Origin of the sequence: Massilia sp. IC2-477, from assembly GCF_020707265.1 — a bacterium.
Taxonomy (GTDB): Bacteria; Pseudomonadota; Gammaproteobacteria; order Burkholderiales; family Burkholderiaceae_D; genus Telluria.
Window position 1 is genome coordinate 133,543 of the sequence record NZ_JAJFEQ010000010.1, and the last position, 15,856, is coordinate 149,398.

Here is a 15,856-nt window from a genome sequence, read left to right on the forward strand (position 1 = left end):
TGCCGATGGAGAAACGCATGCCCAATCACGTCGCGCGCCTAGGGGCGGCCGGCCTTGCGGCAATGCTGCTGGCGCCCGTTGCCGCGGCCCAGGAAGCGCCGGCCAGCGCCCAGGACAAGACCGCCGAACTGGCTACCCTGAAGGCCGAACTGGCCGCCCAGCGCGAACTGGTCGACAAGCTGATGCGCGAGCTGCAGGCCCAGCGCACCAAGATCGAACGCATCGAGGAGCGCCGCGACGGCGCCCAGCCGGTGCTGGCCGAGAACCTGGCGCAGCCGCCCCGCATCGACGACAGCCTGCTGTCCGAGCAGCGCGGCACCGGCGGCCAGAACGGCGGCGCCCAGGGCAACAATGTCGCCCAGGCTCCCGCTGCACCGGCCCAGAACCAGCGTCCGCCCTCGACCCCGGCGCCGCTCAACCCGGGCCCGGCCCCGAGCCAGCCGGCGGCGCGTGCCCCGGCCCAGGCCCAGAACAACACGGCGACCCGCAACCAGAAAGACCAGCGCCCGCCCGAAGTGGCGCCGCTGTTCGAAGCCCCGGGCGTGCTGACGCCGCGCGGCAGGTACATCCTCGAGCCGGCCCTGCAGTTCGGTTACTCGTCGAGCAATCGCGTCGCCCTGGTCGGCTACACGGTGATCCCGGCGCTGCTGATCGGCCTGGTGGACGTGCGCGAGGTCAAGCGCAACACCTTCACCGGCTCGATCACCGGCCGTACCGGCCTGAGCAACCGGATGGAAGTCGAGGTCAAGGTGCCCTACGTGTACCGCTCGGACGCCACCGTCAGCCGCGAGATCTTCACCGGCACCGCGGTCGAGCGCGTGTTCGACACCAGCGGCAAGGACCTGGGCGACATCGAGATCGCCGGCCGCTACCAGCTCAACAATGGCGGCCCGGACAAGGCCTATTACATCGGCGGCCTGCGCTACAAATCGACCACCGGCAAGGGCCCGTTCGAGGTCGTCACCGACTGCCAGACCCGCTGCATCGGCGAAAACGTCACCGGCACCGGCCTGCCGCTGTCGCTGCCGACCGGCTCGGGCTTCCACTCGCTGCAGGGTAGCCTGACCTGGCTGTTCCCGTCCGACCCGGCGGTCTTCTTCGGCAACCTGAGCTACCTGCACAACTTCAAGCGCAGCAATGTCGAGCGCCTGGTGCGCAACGGCATCCGCGAGCCGCTGGGCGAGCTGGCGCCGGGCGGCATCATCGGCTTCAACTTCGGCATGGGCCTGGCGCTGAACGACAAGGCCTCGCTCAGCCTCGGCTACGACCATAGCACCGTGGCGCGCATGAAACAGAATGGCCGCACGGTGCCGGGCTCGGTCCGGACCCAGCTCGGCACCCTGTTGCTCGGCTATTCCTATCGTTTCAACGACAAGCGTTCGCTGTCCGTCGCCGTGGGCGCGGGCGTGACGCGCGACACGCCAGACGTATCGCTGACGGTGCGCATGCCCCTGAGTTTCTGATCTCTAAGACCGTTGTGGCCATTGCCGGAGACCAGTGGCCACAATGTTAAAAAAAGGCAAGCGCACGATTGAAAATCTTGCTTCCTTTTTAAAAAATTGTCTCTATAATCATTTTTGCAATGTTGGGCCCGCCGCTGGTTGTACTACCTCCTGACGGACGACAAAGCAATAACATAGATAAACTTCAAGAGGGAATTACCATGGCGACTGGCACTGTAAAGTGGTTCAACGATGCAAAAGGTTTCGGCTTCATCACCCCGGACGGCGGCGGCGAAGACGTCTTTGCACACTTCTCGGCCATCAACGCGAACGGCTTCAAGTCGCTGCAGGAAAACCAGCGCGTGACGTTCGAAATCACTGCCGGCCCGAAGGGCAAGCAGGCATCGAACATCCAGGCATCGGCCTGAGCTGCTGAGCTGCCCGCACAGGCGGGCACATGACAAAGGCACGTCGATGACGTGCCTTTTGTTTTTGGCGAAGTTGGCTGGCGCGCACTTACGCCGCAGGCAAGGAAGAGAGGATATTTGCGCGGCGGGCCTGCAGCCAGGCCCGTTCGACCTCGTTGCCGGCCAGTTGGGCGGCACGGGCGTAGGCGGCGCATGCCTCAGGCAACTCCCCTAGGCGGCGGTGAAATTCCGCCCTCGCCGCGTGCAGATAGTGCGAAGTCTCCATCGCGGCCATGTGTTTCAGCGCGCCCAGCCCTTGCCGGGGTCCCTCGGCCATACCAAGCGCCACCGCCGCATTCATTTGCACAACCGGGGTTGGGAGATAACGCTGCAAGGCGCGGTACAGGGCTGCTATCTGGGGCCAGTCGGTGTCTGCCGCGCGCCCCGCCCTGGCATGCAAGGCCGCAATCGCGGCCTGGAGCTGGTATGGCCCAGGACGGCGCAAGGCCAGCGCCGCATCCAGGACCGCGAGCCCCTCGGCGATGGCACCCCGGTCCCACCGCGAGCGGTCCTGCTCCTCAAGGGTCAGCAGCTCCCCCAGGTCCGAGACGCGCGCCGCGCTGCGTGCATGGGTAAGCAACATCAGCGCGAGCAGGCCACCTACTTCGGCATCCCCGGGCATCAAGTGTTGCATCAAGCGCCCCAGCCGGATCGCCTCCCTGCACAGGTCGGTGCGTACTAGCCGGCTTCCCCCAGTGGCCCCATAACCCTCGTTGAAGACCAGGTAAATCACCTGCAGCACGATGGCCAGCCGGCCCGGCAGGTCCGTTGCCGTCGGGATAACAAATGGAATCTTCGCTTCAATGATCTTGCGCTTGGCACGTACCAGGCGCTGGGCGGTCGTTGCTTCGCTTTCGCAGAACGCGCGGGCGATCTCGCGCGTGGACAGGCCGCACAGCGTGCGCAGCGCCAGCGCGCTTTGCGCGCGCGGATGCAGAGCGGGATGGCAGCACACGAAGATCAGGCGCAGCCGGTCGTCTTCCAGTCCTGCCTCGTGCAGAGGCTCGCTTGCCTCGAGCGCGGGCAAGGCCTCGAGCCGGGCCAGCACCTCGGCCGAGTCATCGAGCGTACGCGCCGCGCGGCGCAGGATGTCGAGCCCGCGGTTGCGCGCTACCGTGCTGAGCCAGCCTGCCGGATTGTCCGGCAGGCCATCCCGCGGCCAGCGCTCGAGCGCGCGGGCGTAGGCATCCTGCAGCAAGTCCTCGGCCAGGCCGATGTCGCCGAAGCGGCGGATCAACCCGGCCAGTACCTTGCCGCCCTCGCGCCGGCATACCTCGTCGACGACCCGCACCACCATCAGCGTCTCAGCCGTTGTTGACCAGCGGCCGCAGCTCGATCGCGCCATGCCCGGCTGACGGACACTTGGCCGCCCAGCTGATGGCCTCGTCGAGGTTGTCGCATTCGATCAGGAAGTAGCCACCCAACTGTTCCTTGGTTTCGGCAAACGGCCCGTCGCAGCAGACGACTTTGCCGTCGCGCAGGCGCACCGTGGTGGCCGCATGGACCGGGGCAAGCTCGGAACCACCGCGCATCACGCCGGCCGCCTCCATTTCTTGGGCATAGCGGCCGTAGTCGGCCATGAGCGCGGCAAGCTCTGCCTGCGGCATGTCGGCATACAGTTGCTCGTCCGCGTAAATCAGGATCATGTAGTCCATGCGTATTCTCCCAAAGGATCACCCGGACATCCGGGCCCTCGCATGACGAACGACATTGCCTCATCTCGACAGACTTGTCGACAAGAAAAGCGAATTTTTTGGGTTTCCGCGACGGCAGCCTGGCGGCCATCTCATGCCCAGCCCTGCACCACCGTCAGCAGGGCCGCTCCCACCAGCACCGCCCCGACCGCGCGCGCCGCCGCCAGTCCGGCCCGCGGATTTCCCGCCAGCCAGCGCTGCGCCCCCAGCGCGCCCACCGCCACTGCGCCATACACGGCCGCCTGCGTGAATACCGTGATCAGGCCCAGCGCCGCTGCCTGCGCCCACAGATTGCCGCGCTCGGGACGCAGGAACTGCGGGAAGATCGCCAGCATGAACACGTAAGCTTTCGGGTTCAGCAGGCAGGTCAGCATCCCCTGCAGGAACACCGGGCGGCCACGCGGCGCCGTGCTCGCGGCCGGCAGGGAGATGCCCTCGCGCGTGCGCAGCAGGGTCCAGCCGATCCAGGCGATGTAGAGGGCGCCCGCCAGCAGCACGGCATTGAACAGCGGCGGCCAGACGGCCAGCACTGCCGCCACCCCGAGCACGCCCATGAGGACGTGGACGGCGCCACCCAGCATGATGCCGCCGACGGCAGCCAGGCCTGCGCCGTTCCCGCCGCGCAGCGCGCTGGCCATGACAAAGGCCATGTCCAGGCCCGGCAGCACGATCACGCCGAAGACCACCACGAAGAACAGCCCCAGGTTGGCAAGGTCGGTCATGTTTTTTCCTTTCTTATCGTTGGAGATGGCACGATAAGATCGAATCAGGACATAATCGGCCCTGATTAATTCGACGAGGCTGCGATGACCAAACCAACGACGCGGGTGCTGGCCGTGCTCGAGCTGCTCCAGGCCCATGGCCAGGTCAGCGGCGCCGAGATCGCGGCGCGGCTGGAGGTGGACACGCGCACAGTGCGGCGCTACATCGCCACGCTGGAAGAGATGGGCATTCCGGTCACGGCCGAACGCGGACGCGCCGGCGGCTATGCGCTGGTGGCCGGCTTCAAGCTGCCGCCGATGATGTTCAGCGAGGACGAGGCGCTGGCCCTGTCGGTCGGCCTGCTGGCCGCGCGCAGCCTCGGGCTGGACCGGGCGGCGCCGGCCATTGCCGGCGCCCAGTCCAAGCTGGAGCGCACCATGCCGTCGAACCTGCGCCAGCGCGTGCGCGCCATCGACGAGACCGTGCAGCTCGGCCTGCGCCGCGCCAATGGCGCGACGGGACACGCGGCGCTTGCCGTGCTGTCGGTGGCGGCGCGCGCCGGCCGGCGCGTGCGACTGGATTACGTGGATGCGGCGGGCACGCCTTCAGAACGGGCGGTCGATACCTACGGCCTGGCTTTCCACGACGGCTGCTGGTATGCGGTGGGCTGGTGCCATCTGCGCAATGACGTGCGTTCCTTCCGTCTCGACCGCATCCGGTCGATGGGCGCGCTGGAGGAAGCGTTCGCGCGGCCGGCGGACTTCGATGCGCTGGGCTACCTGGTGCGCTCGGTGGCCACCCTGCCCCGCGCCTGGACGGTCGAGGTGCTGTTGAAGACGACGCTGGAGCGCGCCCAGGCGCAGTTCTTCGACACGATGGGTGTGTTCGAGCAGGCCGACGACGGCATCCTCATGCACAACCAGTCGGACGATATCGCGTGGTTTGCGCGCCAGCTGGCGAGCCTGCCCTTCGGGTTCGAGATCAGGCGGCCGCCAGAACTGCGCGACGCGGTGCGCAGGTGCGCTGAGGATTTATTAAGGCAGCTTGACCGCGTGGGCGGGGAACCCGCCCACCCTACAACCGAGCCATATTCGTAGGGTGGGCGGATTTCCGCCCACGCGGCAGATCAGTGGTGGTGGCCGCAGCCGCCGGACTTCGGCGCCGCGCCCGGCATTTCGGTACCCGGCGCGCGGCCGCTGTCGCCCGCGAAGCCGGCGGCATGCAGGCGGTCGAGGTATTGCTGCCACAGCGAGGCCTCTTCGCTGCCCAGCTTGTAGAGATAGTCCCAGGTGAAGATGCCGCTGCCGTGGCCATCGTCGAACAGGGGCTTGATGGCGTAGTTCCCGACCGGCTCCACGCCCGTGATCCCGACCTCGCGCTTGCCCAGCTGGAGCACTTCCTGGCCCGGGCCGTGGCCCTTCACCTCGGCCGAGGGCGAATACACGCGCATCAGTTCGAACGGGATCGCAAAATTGCTGCCATCGTCGAAGGCGATTTCCAGGACGCGCGATTTCTGGCGCACGGCGATATCAAGTGGGTTGGGCATGACGACTCCTCTTATTCGTTGAAACGTTTGGCGATCGCTGCCGCCAGGTCCGCTAGCTGCGCGCGGCGTGCGGCCAGCGTCGCCTCGTCGGTCTGACGGGCGGCCTGGGCCCACACCGGCGCCGGGAAGTGCGCATCGTCCGCATAGCGCGGAATGATATGCCAGTGCAGGTGCGGCACCACGTTGCCCAGGCTGGCCACGTTGACCTTCAGCGGCTGCATCACCTCGCGCACCGCTTCCTCGACCAGGAACACCGCTTCGTTCAGCAGCAGGCGGTCGTCATGCGCCAGGTCGCTCATCTCGCGCACGTGCTCGCGCCAGATGACGCGGCAAAAGCCCGGATAGGCGGCATCGTCGACGATGATGACCGACAGCTTTTCGTCCTGCCAGACGACGGGGACGGCCAGGTCGCACAGTTCGCAACCGGGCTGCCGCATTACTTCTTTCATAGCACTTCCTTCATACCAGCACCCTTTCGATACCGCCGTTGTTGGCGCGGGCGACGTAGTCCGGCATCCAGTTCTCGCCCAGCAGGTGGCGGGCCATCTCGACCACGATGTAGTCGGCGGTGGTGCCGGCGTCATGGTTGTAGCGCGACAGGCCCTGCAGGCAGGATGGGCAGCTGGTCAGGATCTTGACCTCGCCGGTAAAGCCGTCGGCGCGCAGCTTGTCGGCGCCCTTCTCCATCTCGGCTTCCTTGCGGTAGCGGACCTGGGTCGCGATGTCCGGACGGCTCACGGCGAAGGTGCCGGACTCGCCGCAGCAGCGCTCGTTCTTTTCGATCTTCACGTTGTCACTGGTGGACACCAGCGCATTCACGGTCTTGATCGAATCCTGCAACTTCATCGGCGTGTGGCAGGGGTCGTGGTACATGTAGCGGGTACCGGTGACGCCTTCCAGCTTCACGCCCTTCTCCATCAGGTATTCGTGAATGTCGATGAGGCGGCAGCCCGGGAAGATCTTGTCGAACTCGTAGTTCGCCAGCGAGTCGTAGCAGGTGCCGCAGGACACCACGACCGTCTTGATATCCAGGTAGTTCAGCGTGTTGGCCATGCGGTGGAACAGCACGCGGTTGTCCGTCACCATCTTGTCGGCCTTGTCGTACTGGCCGGCGCCGCGCTGGGGGTAGCCGCAGCACAGGTAGCCCGGCGGCAGCACGGTCTGCACGCCCACTTCCCACAGCATCGCCTGGGTCGCCAGGCCCACCTGCGAGAACAGGCGCTCCGAGCCGCAGCCCGGGAAGTAGAACACGGCCTCCGTATCGGCGTTGGTCGCCTTCGGGTTGCGGATGATCGGGATGACCTTGTCGTCCTCGATGTCGAGCAGCGCGCGCGCCGTCTTCTTCGGCAGGTTGCCCGGCATTTTCTTGTTGATGAAGTGGATCACCTGCTCGCGCACCGGCGCCTTGCCGGTGGTCGGGGGCGGCGCTTCCACCTGCACCTTGGCCAGGCCGCGCAGCATCTGGTTGCCCAGGCGCTGGGCCTTGTAGCCCAGGTCCACCATGGCCTTGCGGGTCATGTTGATGGTGGTCGGATCGGTCGCGTTCAGGAAGAACATGGCGGCGCGGTTGGCCGGCTTGAAGCTGCGCTTGTCCATCTTGCGCAGCAGGTTACGCATGTTCATCGAGACGTCGCCGAAGTCGATGTTGACCGGGCACGGCGTCACGCACTTGTGGCACACGGTGCAGTGGTCGGACACGTCCTCGAATTCTTCCCAGTGCCGGATCGAGACGCCGCGGCGGGTCTGCTCTTCGTACAGGAAGGCTTCGATCAGGGCCGAGGTGGCCAGGATCTTGTCGCGCGGCGAGTACAGCAGGTTCGACTGCGGCACGTGGGTGGTGCACACCGGCTTGCACTTGCCGCAGCGCAGGCAGTCCTTGATGCTGTTGGCGATCTCGCCGATGTCGCTCTGCTGCATGATCAGCGACTCGTGGCCCATCAGGCCGAAGGATGGCGTGTAGGCATTGGTGAGATCGGCCGACACGGCGGTCGTGTTCAGCAGCTTGCCCTTGTTGAAGCGGCCTTCCGGATCGACGCGCAGCTTGTACTCGCGGAACTCGTGGATCTCGTCGTCGGTGAGGAATTCGAGCTTGGTGATGCCGATTCCGTGCTCGCCCGAGATCACGCCGTCCAGCGAGCGGGCCAGCTTCATGATGCGCTCGACGGCCTTGTGCGCGTCCTGCAGCATCGCGTAGTCATCCGAGTTCACCGGCAGGTTGGTGTGCACGTTGCCGTCGCCCGCGTGCATGTGCAGGGCCACGAACACGCGCGAGCGCAGGATGCGCTTGTGGATCGCCGTGCACTCGTCGAGGATGCACTTGTAGGCGGCGCCGTTGAAGATCTGGCGCAGCGGCGCGCGCAGTTCCTGCTTCCAGGAGGCGCGAATCGTGTGGTCCTGCACCACGTCGAACAGCAGCGCGTCGGGCTGGGTGCCGATGCGCTGGTCCAGCGTGGCCGACAGCTGGCCCAGGCCCAGCTCATCGAGCTTGCCGCGCACCGCCGCCAGCGGCTGGTCCAGGTTGGCCAGGATGAAGCCCCAGCGCGCCGCGACCAGTTCCACCAGCGCCACCGCCTGCTGCGGCCGGTCACCCAGGATCTCGGCGCGGTCGATGGTGTCGCCGGTGGCGTCGTCGCTCTTCTCGATCGGCAGGTGCTCGTTCGAGAGGTACCCATGCAGGGCTTCCGCCAGCTGCAGCTTGTTCTTGATCGACAGCTCGACGTTGATGCGCTCGATGCCGTCGGTGTATTCGCCCATGCGGTTCAGGGGAATCACGACGTCTTCGTTGATCTTGAAGGCGTTGGTGTGGCGTGCGATGGCCGCGGTACGGGCGCGATCCAGCCAGAATTTTTTCCGCGCTTCCGCGCTCACGGCGACGAAGCCTTCGCCCACGCGGGTGTTCGCCAGGCGCACCACTTCCGAGGCGGCGATCGCCACCGCGTTCTCGTCGTCGCCGACGATGTCGCCGAACAGCGCCATCTTGGGCAGCACGCCGCGCTTCGATTTGGTGGCATAGCCAACCGCGCGCAGGTAGCGCTCGTCGAGGTGCTCCAGGCCCGCCAGGCGGATGGTGGCAAAGGCCGGGTCGCCGTTCTTCGGCAGGCTGTCGAGGTAATCCTTGATCTCGACGATCGATGGAATCGCATCGCGCGCCTGGCCGAAGAATTCCAGCGCCACGGTGCGGGTGAACTTCGGCATCTTGTGCAGGATCCAGCGCGCCGACGTGATCAATCCATCGGTGCCTTCTTTCTGGATGCCCGGCAGGCCGGCCAGGAATTTGTCGGTGACGTCCTTGCCCAGGCCTTCCTTGCGGAAGCGCCGGCCTTCGATGCTCAAGGTCTCGACGCGGAACGGTTCGTTCTGCGCCACGCCGCGCGCCGACGGATGGCGCCATTCGAGCTTGAACGTGGCGACCGGCGCGTCGTGGATCTTGGACAGGTTGTGGTCCATGCGCGTGACTTCCAGCCAGTCGCCGTTCGGGTCGACCATGCGCCAGGATGCCAGGTTGTCGAGCGCCGTGCCCCACAGGACGGCCTTCTTGCCGCCCGCGTTCATGGCGATGTTGCCGCCGATGCAGGAGGCGTGGGCCGAGGTCGGGTCGACCGCGAACACGAAACCGGCCTTTTCAGCGGCCTGCGAGACGCGCTGGGTGACCACGCCGGCATAGGTGTGGATGGTGGCGTATTCGCGCTCCACGCCCGGCAGGCGCGTCATCTCGACCTCGCCCAGCTGGACCAGCTTTTCGGTGTTGATCACGGCCGACATCGGCGTGAGCGGAATCGCGCCGCCGGTGTAGCCGGTGCCGCCGCCGCGCGGGATGATGGTCAGGCCCAGCTCGATGCAGCCTTTCACCAGGCCGGCCATCTCTTCTTCGCTGTCCGGGAGCAGCACCAGGAAGGGGTATTCGACGCGCCAGTCGGTGGCGTCGGTGACGTGCGAGACGCGGTGCATGCCGTCGAAGCGGATGTTGCGCTTGTCGGTGTAGGCGCCGAGCACCTGCCTTGCGCGCTTGCGCAAGTCGTAGGTCTCGCGGAACTCGCGCGCGAAGTCGTCCACCGCCTTGCGGGCGGCGTCCAGGAGCTGTTCGACCGCGGCGCTGCGCGAGGCGGAGAGCTCGGCGTCGCCTTCGCTCGCATCGACCGTCAGGCGGCGCTTGTCGACTTCGGCCAGGCGGTGGTGCAAGGCGTCGATCAGCTTCTGGCGGCGCTTGGGGTTGTCCAGCAGGTCGTCCTGCAGGTAGGGATTGCGGCGCACCACCCAGATGTCGCCCAGCACCTCGTACAGCATGCGGGCCGAGCGCCCGGTCTGGCGTGCGCCGCGCAGCTCGTCGAGCAGGCGCCACGACGACTCACCCAGCAGGCGGATCACGATTTCGCGATCGGAGAACGAGGTGTAGTTGTACGGGATCTCGCGCAGGCGCGCGGGGGCGTTGTCGGCAAGCAGGGTATGGATGTGTGCGGGCGCGTTCATGGGCTGTGAGGCGTGGATGCAGTGCGTCGGTCGGACGAGTCCGAAGGACGTTCATTCTAGCTTATTGCGTTGCACCACGCTGACGCTGTCCAGAAAAGCGGGACATTACTGCGCAATAAAATGCCAATAAGCATGCCTGCATGCAAATTTCATTTGCATGGAAGCCCGACGATGCATCATTCATTTGCACCAAGGCAAAGAACGGCATATTGCGTAAGGCCGGCTACTGTGCGGTCAGCCTCACGACGGTGGCCATGACGTCTTCAAATGCGGCGGGCTTGAGCAGGTGTGCATCGAAACCTGCCGCCTGCGCCAGTGCGAGATCCGACGGCTGGCCATAACCCGTCAATGCGACCAGCCGCGGCGCCGTCGACAACCCGAGGGAGCGAATGCGCCGGGCCGCCTCGTAGCCGTCCATGTCGGGCAGGCCGATGTCCATGATCACCAGGTCCGGTGCGAGCAGGCGCGCCTGCTCCACCGCGCTTGCGCCGTCTTCGGCGGTCGATACCTCGTGGCCGTGCAGGGAGATCAGGCTGGCCATCATCTCGCGCGCGTCGCCGTTGTCGTCCACCACCAGGATGCGACGGCCGGGCAGTCCGGTATGGCGCGGTTCCGGCGCCGCGCTTCTGGCCTGGCCAGGCGCTTCGCACACCGGGATCCGTACCGTGAAGGTACTGCCCTGGTCGGATCCCGCGCTCTCGGCGCTGATCGTCCCCTCGTGCATGTCGACGATGCGGCGCGCCAGCGTCAGGCCGACGCCGAGGCCGCCGTCCGAACGCGCCAGCGAGCGTGGCAGCTGGGTGAACAGGTCGAAGATGGAATCGAGCATCGGCGCCGGGATGCCGGTGCCGTTGTCCGTCACCCGGATCGTCGCCATGCCGTCGCGCACCTGGGCGCCGATCGACACCTCGCCCCCATCCGGCGTGTACTTCGCCGCATTGTTGAGCAGGTTGCCGAACACTTGCGCCAGCCGGGTGGCGTCCGCATGCACATGGACCGCGCGGCCCGGCACGCCGACCGAGAGCGAATGCCCGCGCTGGTCGATCAGGGCGCGCGACTGTTCCACCGCGGTGTCGATGATGCCGGCCAGCGACACCGGCGCCCGCTCGATCTGGATCTGTCCCTGGGTGACGCGGGCCGCGTCGAGCAGGTCGTTCACCAGGCGCGTCAGGTGGCCCGCCTGGCGCGTCAGGACCGCGGCGCTGTCGGCGATCGCCGAGCCGGCCGGGGCGGCGGTCTGGATCAGTTCAGCGGCGCTGCGGATCGGCGCCAGCGGGTTGCGCAGCTCGTGCCCGAGCATGGCGAGGAATTCGTCGCGCGCGTGCAGGGCCTGGTTCAGGGCGGCAGTACGCGCCGCGACGCGCTCTTCCAGCTCGCCATTCATGCGCAGCAGGCGGTCCTTGGCGACCTTCAGGGACGAACTCTCGAGCAGCTCCCAGTCGCCGTCGCGGCGTGCCAGCGCAAACTGGTGGTGGCGGCAGACGTCGAGCACGTCGCTCGGACTGCAGTTGTCGAGGCAGTAGGTACACAGCGCGACCAGCTTGCGCCGGTTGAAGGCCCCGTTGACGCGGCTTTCGTAGGCCATGAAGTCGTCCCAGCCCGAGCGTTCCACCCAGCTGGTGTCGCCGGTCAGGCGCAGCCCGGCGAAGCCTTGTTCGTGCGAGCGCGCTTCGCGTTCCAGCCAGCTGGCGAGCACCTCGTCCTGCTCGAAGCCGTTGCCGGCCTGGTACCAGTCGCTGATCGACACGACCTCCAGCTGGCCACTGCGCAGGTAGCCGTTCAGGTCCGGGACCGCGCGCGACAGCAGGCTCTTTGCCTTGTCGGCGTCCAGCGCCTTGGAGGTGACCCAGAGGCAGGATTCGTTGGCGGCGAGGCCCGTCGTGAAGAAGGGCACCAGGGTCTCGACGAGATCCTGCTCTTCCCGGTAGAACTGGCAGAAGTGCGATCCCCACGGGATGTCGCCGACGGCATCGATGCCGGAAGCGCGGATAGTGTCGCTCATCGTTTCCCTCACGCCCAACAGAAGTATGACAAAGCATCATACACTCCTTTTGCCGACAATTTTCGAGAGGAAGTGAAGTGCCCACGCGTAAAGACATCATCCTGCTGGCGCAGTACAACGAGACCATGAACCGCCAGCTGTACGACGCCGCTGCGACGCTACCTGCTGACGAGGTAAGCGTCGACCGCGGCGCCTTCTTCGGCTCGCTGCTGGGAACCATGAACCACCTGCTCGCAGGTGACACGATCTGGCTCAAGCGCTTCTCGCAGCATCCATCGGCCTTCCCTGCCCTGGCGCCGATGCACGGCATGCCCACGCCGACCGGCCTCACCCATTCCTTCGGCGCCAGCGTGGCGGAATTGCGCGAACACCGGCTGCGCCTGGATGGCGTGATCACGGCCATGGCCGCCGAGATCCACGATGCGGACCTGGAACAGGTTCTGGTCTACCGCAACCTGGGCGGCAAGGAATTCCAGCGTCATTTCGGCGACCTGCTGCTGCACTTCTTCAACCACCAGACCCATCACCGCGGCCAGGCCAGCACCCTGCTCAGCCAGGCCGGCGCCGACATCGGCGTCACCGACCTGTTCGTGCTGCTGCCGGACGCTGCCCTGGGCTGATCCATCGGCTAGTTCACGTGCAGCTGTGCCAGCCGGGTGGCGATCTTCTCCTGCACAAGCGGAAAGCGCCCGAGCAGGTCGAGCATCGTGTTGCGCAACGACCGGCCCAGTGGCGACGCGACGGTGGCGGCACGCGTCATGGCATCGGTCATCCGCACCACCTCGCGCGCCACCGCGTGCCGCCGTGCGGCCCACGCTTCCAGCGCGCGCAGGTCGCCCTCGCGCAAGGCCTGCGCCAGGGGAGCCGCCAGCGAGAGCGCATCCTGGATCCCGGTATTCATGCCCTGGCCGCCGGCTGGACTATGTGCGTGAGCTGCGTCGCCGCACAGCAGCACCCGCCCCCTGGAGACCTGTTCCGCAACCCGGTGCTGCAGGTAGAATGCCGAACTCCATAGCAATTCGCGGATGCGGCCTGCGGCGCCGCGCGGCCCACGCTCGTCCAGGATCGCCTGTACCTCGGGGATGCCGGGTGCGTCGCCCGACTGCGCCACCGTCGCGACGATGCGGTAGCGGTCCGTGGAGCGCCCGTCTTCTTCCGGCAGCGGCGCCACCACGACCAGGCCCCTGGCGGAAAAGAAGAGGCTGACCTCGCAGCGCGCGATAGGCCAGTCCATCCTGACGTCGGCCAGCACGAAGGTCTCCGTGTAATCCTCGCCCTCGAAGGCGATGCCGGCCAGCTCGCGCACCGTGCTGTGCACCCCGTCGCAGCCCACCACCCATTGCGCGTGTACGGTGCGGCTCCCCCGGTCCGGCGAACCCACCCGGGCAAGCACCCCGTCCGCGCTTTCGGCAAGCGTGAGCAGGGTTTCCGGCCGATCGATCAGGCCACCCGCCGCATCCAGATGCCGGCGCAGGATGCGCTCGGTCTGGTCCTGTGGACACATGAGGGCATAGCGGTAGACAGAAGGCAGTTCCGAAAACCCGATATGCAGGAGCACGCGATCAGTCTCGCGCACCCGGAAGTCGGTCACTTGCAGGCCGCTCGACAAGAGCTCGGGAACGACACCCAGGGATTCCAGTACTTCCAGCGTGCGCGCATGGATCACGGCGGCGCGCGAGGTATTCAGGCCTGCGGCGTGCTTGTCGACCTGGATGCAGGCGACGCCCTGGCGCCGCAGGGCGAGATGCAGGGCCATCCCTACCGGTCCGGCGCCCACCACCAGCACGCCGGTCTTTACCACCGAATCAGAAACACTGTCCATGTCAGCCTCCATGTAAACGGTTGTTTACATTATTGGCGACGCAGGGCAAAATGTAAACCATCGTTTACATTTCGTCTCCCATGACCGACCAACCCGTTCGCCGTTCCCAGGCAACCCGCGACCGCATTCTCGAAGCGGCACGCTCGCTCTTCGCGACACAGGGCTACGAATCCACCACCCTGCGCCAGATCGCGGCGCTTGCGGAAACGAACGTCGCGCTGGCCATCCGCTACTTCGAGAGCAAGGAAAGCCTGTTCGCTCTGGCGGCTGATTTCAACTTGCGTCTTCCGCCCCTGCAGGAACTCGCACGCGCCAGGCTGGGCCGTCTCCTTGTGTCCCATTTCCTCGCCATCTGGGAGGACGATCGGGCCGGCCGGGAACTGGTGGCGCTGCTGCGGGCGGCGTCCAGCCATGCGGCAGCGCGCGCACGGATTCATGCGATTTTCCACGACCAGCTGCTGACGGCGGTACGGGGGATGGGGTATGAGGCGGCCGAAGCGGACACCCGTGCCGGACTGGTGGCGTCCCAGATGCTCGGCCTGGCCACGGTGCGCTACGTGCTGGAGCTCGGCACGGGAACATTGTCGCGCGACGCCACGGTGCGCATCGTCGGTGCGACGATCCAGCGTTATCTGGTGGGCCCCTTGTAGATTGGACCTGGTCCGCTCAGCGCTGCGGTGCTGCCGGCGCCGTCTGCCCGAGCAGGCGATCGAGGCGCGCGCTTGCGTTCGCGTCCATGCGCACCGAGCGCAGGCAGTCGACGACTTCCGCGCGCACAGGCTCGCGGGTGGTGAGATTGCAGGTATGGGCCAGTTCGACGAGGAAGCCGCGTTCCTGTTCCGGCATGGTGGCGATGTTCGGCCAGACGACGGCCAGCTGGTCCAGCGTGGACTGCGAATGGGCCTTGAGCATGTAGCGCGCGCCCACGAAGCCGAACACGGCCAGCAGGGCGAGGACGAGGAAGAGCCAGAGAAGGCTGGGAGGCTTGTTCATGGGCGCCATGATACCGCGCCCGCGAGCGCGCTGTCGGGCAGCGCCGCCAGCACCTCTTCAAACGTGCTGCATGCCTGCAGGGCCTCGACCACGACCGGCAGCGGCTCGGCCAGCACGCCGGGCAGGTCGCCCTCCCCCGCGCCCGTCGGCGTAAAAGGCAGCGCTTCGCGCGGCGGATCGAAGCGGCTGTTCACGCCCGGCTTGTCGCCGCGCGGGTCGAGCCGGTACCAGCCATGTTCCTTCAGCCAGACCGCATTCAGCCCGTGCAGGCAGTATGGCGCTTCCTCGTTCCCGGTCGCCATGCGCTGGTAGCACAGGCCGGCCGGGATGCCGTTGGCCCTGAGCAGGGCCGCCAGCAGGTGGCTCTTGGCGTAGCAGAAGCCCGTCCCGTGGCGCAGCACTTCCGACGCGCTGACCGTAACCGGATTGCGCCGGAAGTCGGCGCTGTGTTCGATCGCGTCGCGCACGAACTCGAAGCAGGCGCGTACCACCTCCGCCTCCGAGCCGGCTCCCTGCGCCAGCCGGCGCGCCGTGGCTGCTACCTGCGGGTCCTCGACATCGATGTGGCGGCTGGCGCCGAGATAAGCCTGCATATCCGCTTCCAAGCTGTCCTCCCTGTTGTCCGATCCGCGATTCTACCCGCCCGGGCTTGCCGGGTATCGATTCCCGATACCCCGCGTCGTCCAGCGCGCGACCTGGCGCGCGATGCTGCGCCGCCGGG

Annotated in this window: 15 protein-coding genes; 5 read left to right on the forward strand and 10 right to left on the reverse strand. The window is 66.7% G+C overall.

The features are described from left to right. Nucleotides 1-17: 17 nt before the first annotated feature. Both LK542_RS19610 and LK542_RS19615 read left to right on the forward strand, forming a co-directional pair. Nucleotides 18-1,463, forward strand: coding sequence for a hypothetical protein (locus LK542_RS19610; RefSeq protein ID WP_227813248.1), 1,446 nt, complete (start codon nucleotides 18-20; stop codon nucleotides 1,461-1,463). 200 nt (nucleotides 1,464-1,663) lie between these two features. Then, entirely contained in the window at nucleotides 1,664-1,870 is a 207-nt protein-coding gene (locus LK542_RS19615) for a cold-shock protein (RefSeq protein ID WP_227802728.1), read from the forward strand. Nucleotides 1,871-1,958: 88 nt separating this feature from the next. On the opposite strand, the gene LK542_RS19620 is transcribed toward LK542_RS19615, so the two are convergent. The 3 genes from LK542_RS19620 to LK542_RS19630 form a co-directional block, all read right to left on the reverse strand. Beyond that, on the reverse strand, nucleotides 1,959-3,206 hold the full coding sequence (locus LK542_RS19620) for an RNA polymerase sigma factor (protein WP_227813249.1): 1,248 nt from the start codon (nucleotides 3,204-3,206) through the stop codon (nucleotides 1,959-1,961). A 7-nt stretch (nucleotides 3,207-3,213) separates the two neighbouring features. Then, entirely contained in the window at nucleotides 3,214-3,564 is a 351-nt protein-coding gene (locus tag LK542_RS19625; protein ID WP_227802726.1) for a YciI family protein, read from the reverse strand. Between the two features lie 131 nt (nucleotides 3,565-3,695). Beyond that, nucleotides 3,696-4,325, reverse strand: coding sequence for a LysE family translocator (locus LK542_RS19630; protein WP_227813250.1), 630 nt, complete (start codon nucleotides 4,323-4,325; stop codon nucleotides 3,696-3,698). An 84-nt stretch (nucleotides 4,326-4,409) separates the two neighbouring features. Here LK542_RS19630 and LK542_RS19635 point away from each other — a divergent pair, with 84 nt between their 5' ends. Continuing rightward, on the forward strand, nucleotides 4,410-5,402 hold the full coding sequence (locus LK542_RS19635; RefSeq protein ID WP_227813251.1) for a YafY family protein: 993 nt from the start codon (nucleotides 4,410-4,412) through the stop codon (nucleotides 5,400-5,402). 29 nt (nucleotides 5,403-5,431) lie between these two features. On the opposite strand, the gene LK542_RS19640 is transcribed toward LK542_RS19635, so the two are convergent. The 4 genes from LK542_RS19640 to LK542_RS19655 all read right to left on the reverse strand — a co-directional run bounded on the left by LK542_RS19640 (nucleotide 5,432) and on the right by LK542_RS19655 (nucleotide 12,320). Then, nucleotides 5,432-5,851 (reverse strand): gamma-butyrobetaine hydroxylase-like domain-containing protein, encoded by a 420-nt coding sequence (locus tag LK542_RS19640; protein ID WP_227802723.1) that lies wholly within the window; start codon nucleotides 5,849-5,851, stop codon nucleotides 5,432-5,434. Between the two features lie 11 nt (nucleotides 5,852-5,862). After that, nucleotides 5,863-6,300, reverse strand: a complete 438-nt coding sequence (locus LK542_RS19645) for an HIT family protein (RefSeq protein WP_227802722.1) — start codon at nucleotides 6,298-6,300, stop codon at nucleotides 5,863-5,865. 10 nt (nucleotides 6,301-6,310) lie between these two features. Beyond that, nucleotides 6,311-10,318, reverse strand: coding sequence for a DUF3683 domain-containing protein (locus tag LK542_RS19650; protein WP_227813252.1), 4,008 nt, complete (start codon nucleotides 10,316-10,318; stop codon nucleotides 6,311-6,313). A gap of 223 nt (nucleotides 10,319-10,541) precedes the next feature. Continuing rightward, nucleotides 10,542-12,320, reverse strand: coding sequence for an MEDS domain-containing protein (locus LK542_RS19655; protein ID WP_227813253.1), 1,779 nt, complete (start codon nucleotides 12,318-12,320; stop codon nucleotides 10,542-10,544). A gap of 77 nt (nucleotides 12,321-12,397) precedes the next feature. Here LK542_RS19655 and LK542_RS19660 point away from each other — a divergent pair, with 77 nt between their 5' ends. Then, on the forward strand, nucleotides 12,398-12,940 hold the full coding sequence (locus LK542_RS19660) for a DinB family protein (RefSeq protein WP_227813254.1): 543 nt from the start codon (nucleotides 12,398-12,400) through the stop codon (nucleotides 12,938-12,940). 8 nt (nucleotides 12,941-12,948) lie between these two features. Here the strand turns inward: LK542_RS19660 and LK542_RS19665 are convergent, their stop codons facing one another. After that, nucleotides 12,949-14,142: an NAD(P)/FAD-dependent oxidoreductase gene (locus LK542_RS19665; protein WP_227813255.1), complete on the reverse strand. Its 1,194-nt coding sequence runs from the start codon at nucleotides 14,140-14,142 to the stop codon at nucleotides 12,949-12,951. Between the two features lie 80 nt (nucleotides 14,143-14,222). Between LK542_RS19665 and LK542_RS19670 the strand changes: the two genes are divergently transcribed. After that, nucleotides 14,223-14,792 (forward strand): TetR family transcriptional regulator, encoded by a 570-nt coding sequence (locus LK542_RS19670; protein WP_227813256.1) that lies wholly within the window; start codon nucleotides 14,223-14,225, stop codon nucleotides 14,790-14,792. A 16-nt stretch (nucleotides 14,793-14,808) separates the two neighbouring features. Here LK542_RS19670 and LK542_RS19675 read toward each other — a convergent pair whose 3' ends face one another. Together LK542_RS19675 and LK542_RS19680 are read right to left on the reverse strand one after the other, a co-directional pair. After that, nucleotides 14,809-15,135, reverse strand: a complete 327-nt coding sequence (locus LK542_RS19675; protein WP_227813257.1) for a hypothetical protein — start codon at nucleotides 15,133-15,135, stop codon at nucleotides 14,809-14,811. Beyond that, entirely contained in the window at nucleotides 15,132-15,728 is a 597-nt protein-coding gene (locus LK542_RS19680; RefSeq protein ID WP_227813258.1) for a transglutaminase family protein, read from the reverse strand. Before LK542_RS19680 ends, LK542_RS19675 begins: the two co-directional genes overlap by 4 nt. Nucleotides 15,729-15,856 lie beyond the last annotated feature (128 nt).

Bases quoted from the DNA above. Each gene is read 5' to 3' on its own strand.
- LK542_RS19615 (WP_227802728.1), top strand. From the start codon at position 1,664: ATGGCGACTGGCACTGTAAAGTGGTTCAACGATGCAAAAGGTTTCGGC.
- LK542_RS19620 (WP_227813249.1), bottom strand. From the start codon at position 3,206: ATGGTGGTGCGGGTCGTCGACGAGGTATGCCGGCGCGAGGGCGGCAAG.
- LK542_RS19675 (WP_227813257.1), bottom strand. From the start codon at position 15,135: ATGAACAAGCCTCCCAGCCTTCTCTGGCTCTTCCTCGTCCTCGCCCTG.
- LK542_RS19645 (WP_227802722.1), bottom strand. From the start codon at position 6,300: ATGAAAGAAGTAATGCGGCAGCCCGGTTGCGAACTGTGCGACCTGGCC.
- LK542_RS19670 (WP_227813256.1), top strand. From the start codon at position 14,223: ATGACCGACCAACCCGTTCGCCGTTCCCAGGCAACCCGCGACCGCATT.
- LK542_RS19650 (WP_227813252.1), bottom strand. From the start codon at position 10,318: ATGAACGCGCCCGCACACATCCATACCCTGCTTGCCGACAACGCCCCC.
- LK542_RS19610 (WP_227813248.1), top strand. From the start codon at position 18: ATGCCCAATCACGTCGCGCGCCTAGGGGCGGCCGGCCTTGCGGCAATG.
- LK542_RS19640 (WP_227802723.1), bottom strand. From the start codon at position 5,851: ATGCCCAACCCACTTGATATCGCCGTGCGCCAGAAATCGCGCGTCCTG.
- LK542_RS19680 (WP_227813258.1), bottom strand. From the start codon at position 15,728: ATGCAGGCTTATCTCGGCGCCAGCCGCCACATCGATGTCGAGGACCCG.
- LK542_RS19665 (WP_227813255.1), bottom strand. From the start codon at position 14,142: ATGGACAGTGTTTCTGATTCGGTGGTAAAGACCGGCGTGCTGGTGGTG.
- LK542_RS19625 (WP_227802726.1), bottom strand. From the start codon at position 3,564: ATGGACTACATGATCCTGATTTACGCGGACGAGCAACTGTATGCCGAC.
- LK542_RS19630 (WP_227813250.1), bottom strand. From the start codon at position 4,325: ATGACCGACCTTGCCAACCTGGGGCTGTTCTTCGTGGTGGTCTTCGGC.
- LK542_RS19635 (WP_227813251.1), top strand. From the start codon at position 4,410: ATGACCAAACCAACGACGCGGGTGCTGGCCGTGCTCGAGCTGCTCCAG.
- LK542_RS19655 (WP_227813253.1), bottom strand. From the start codon at position 12,320: ATGAGCGACACTATCCGCGCTTCCGGCATCGATGCCGTCGGCGACATC.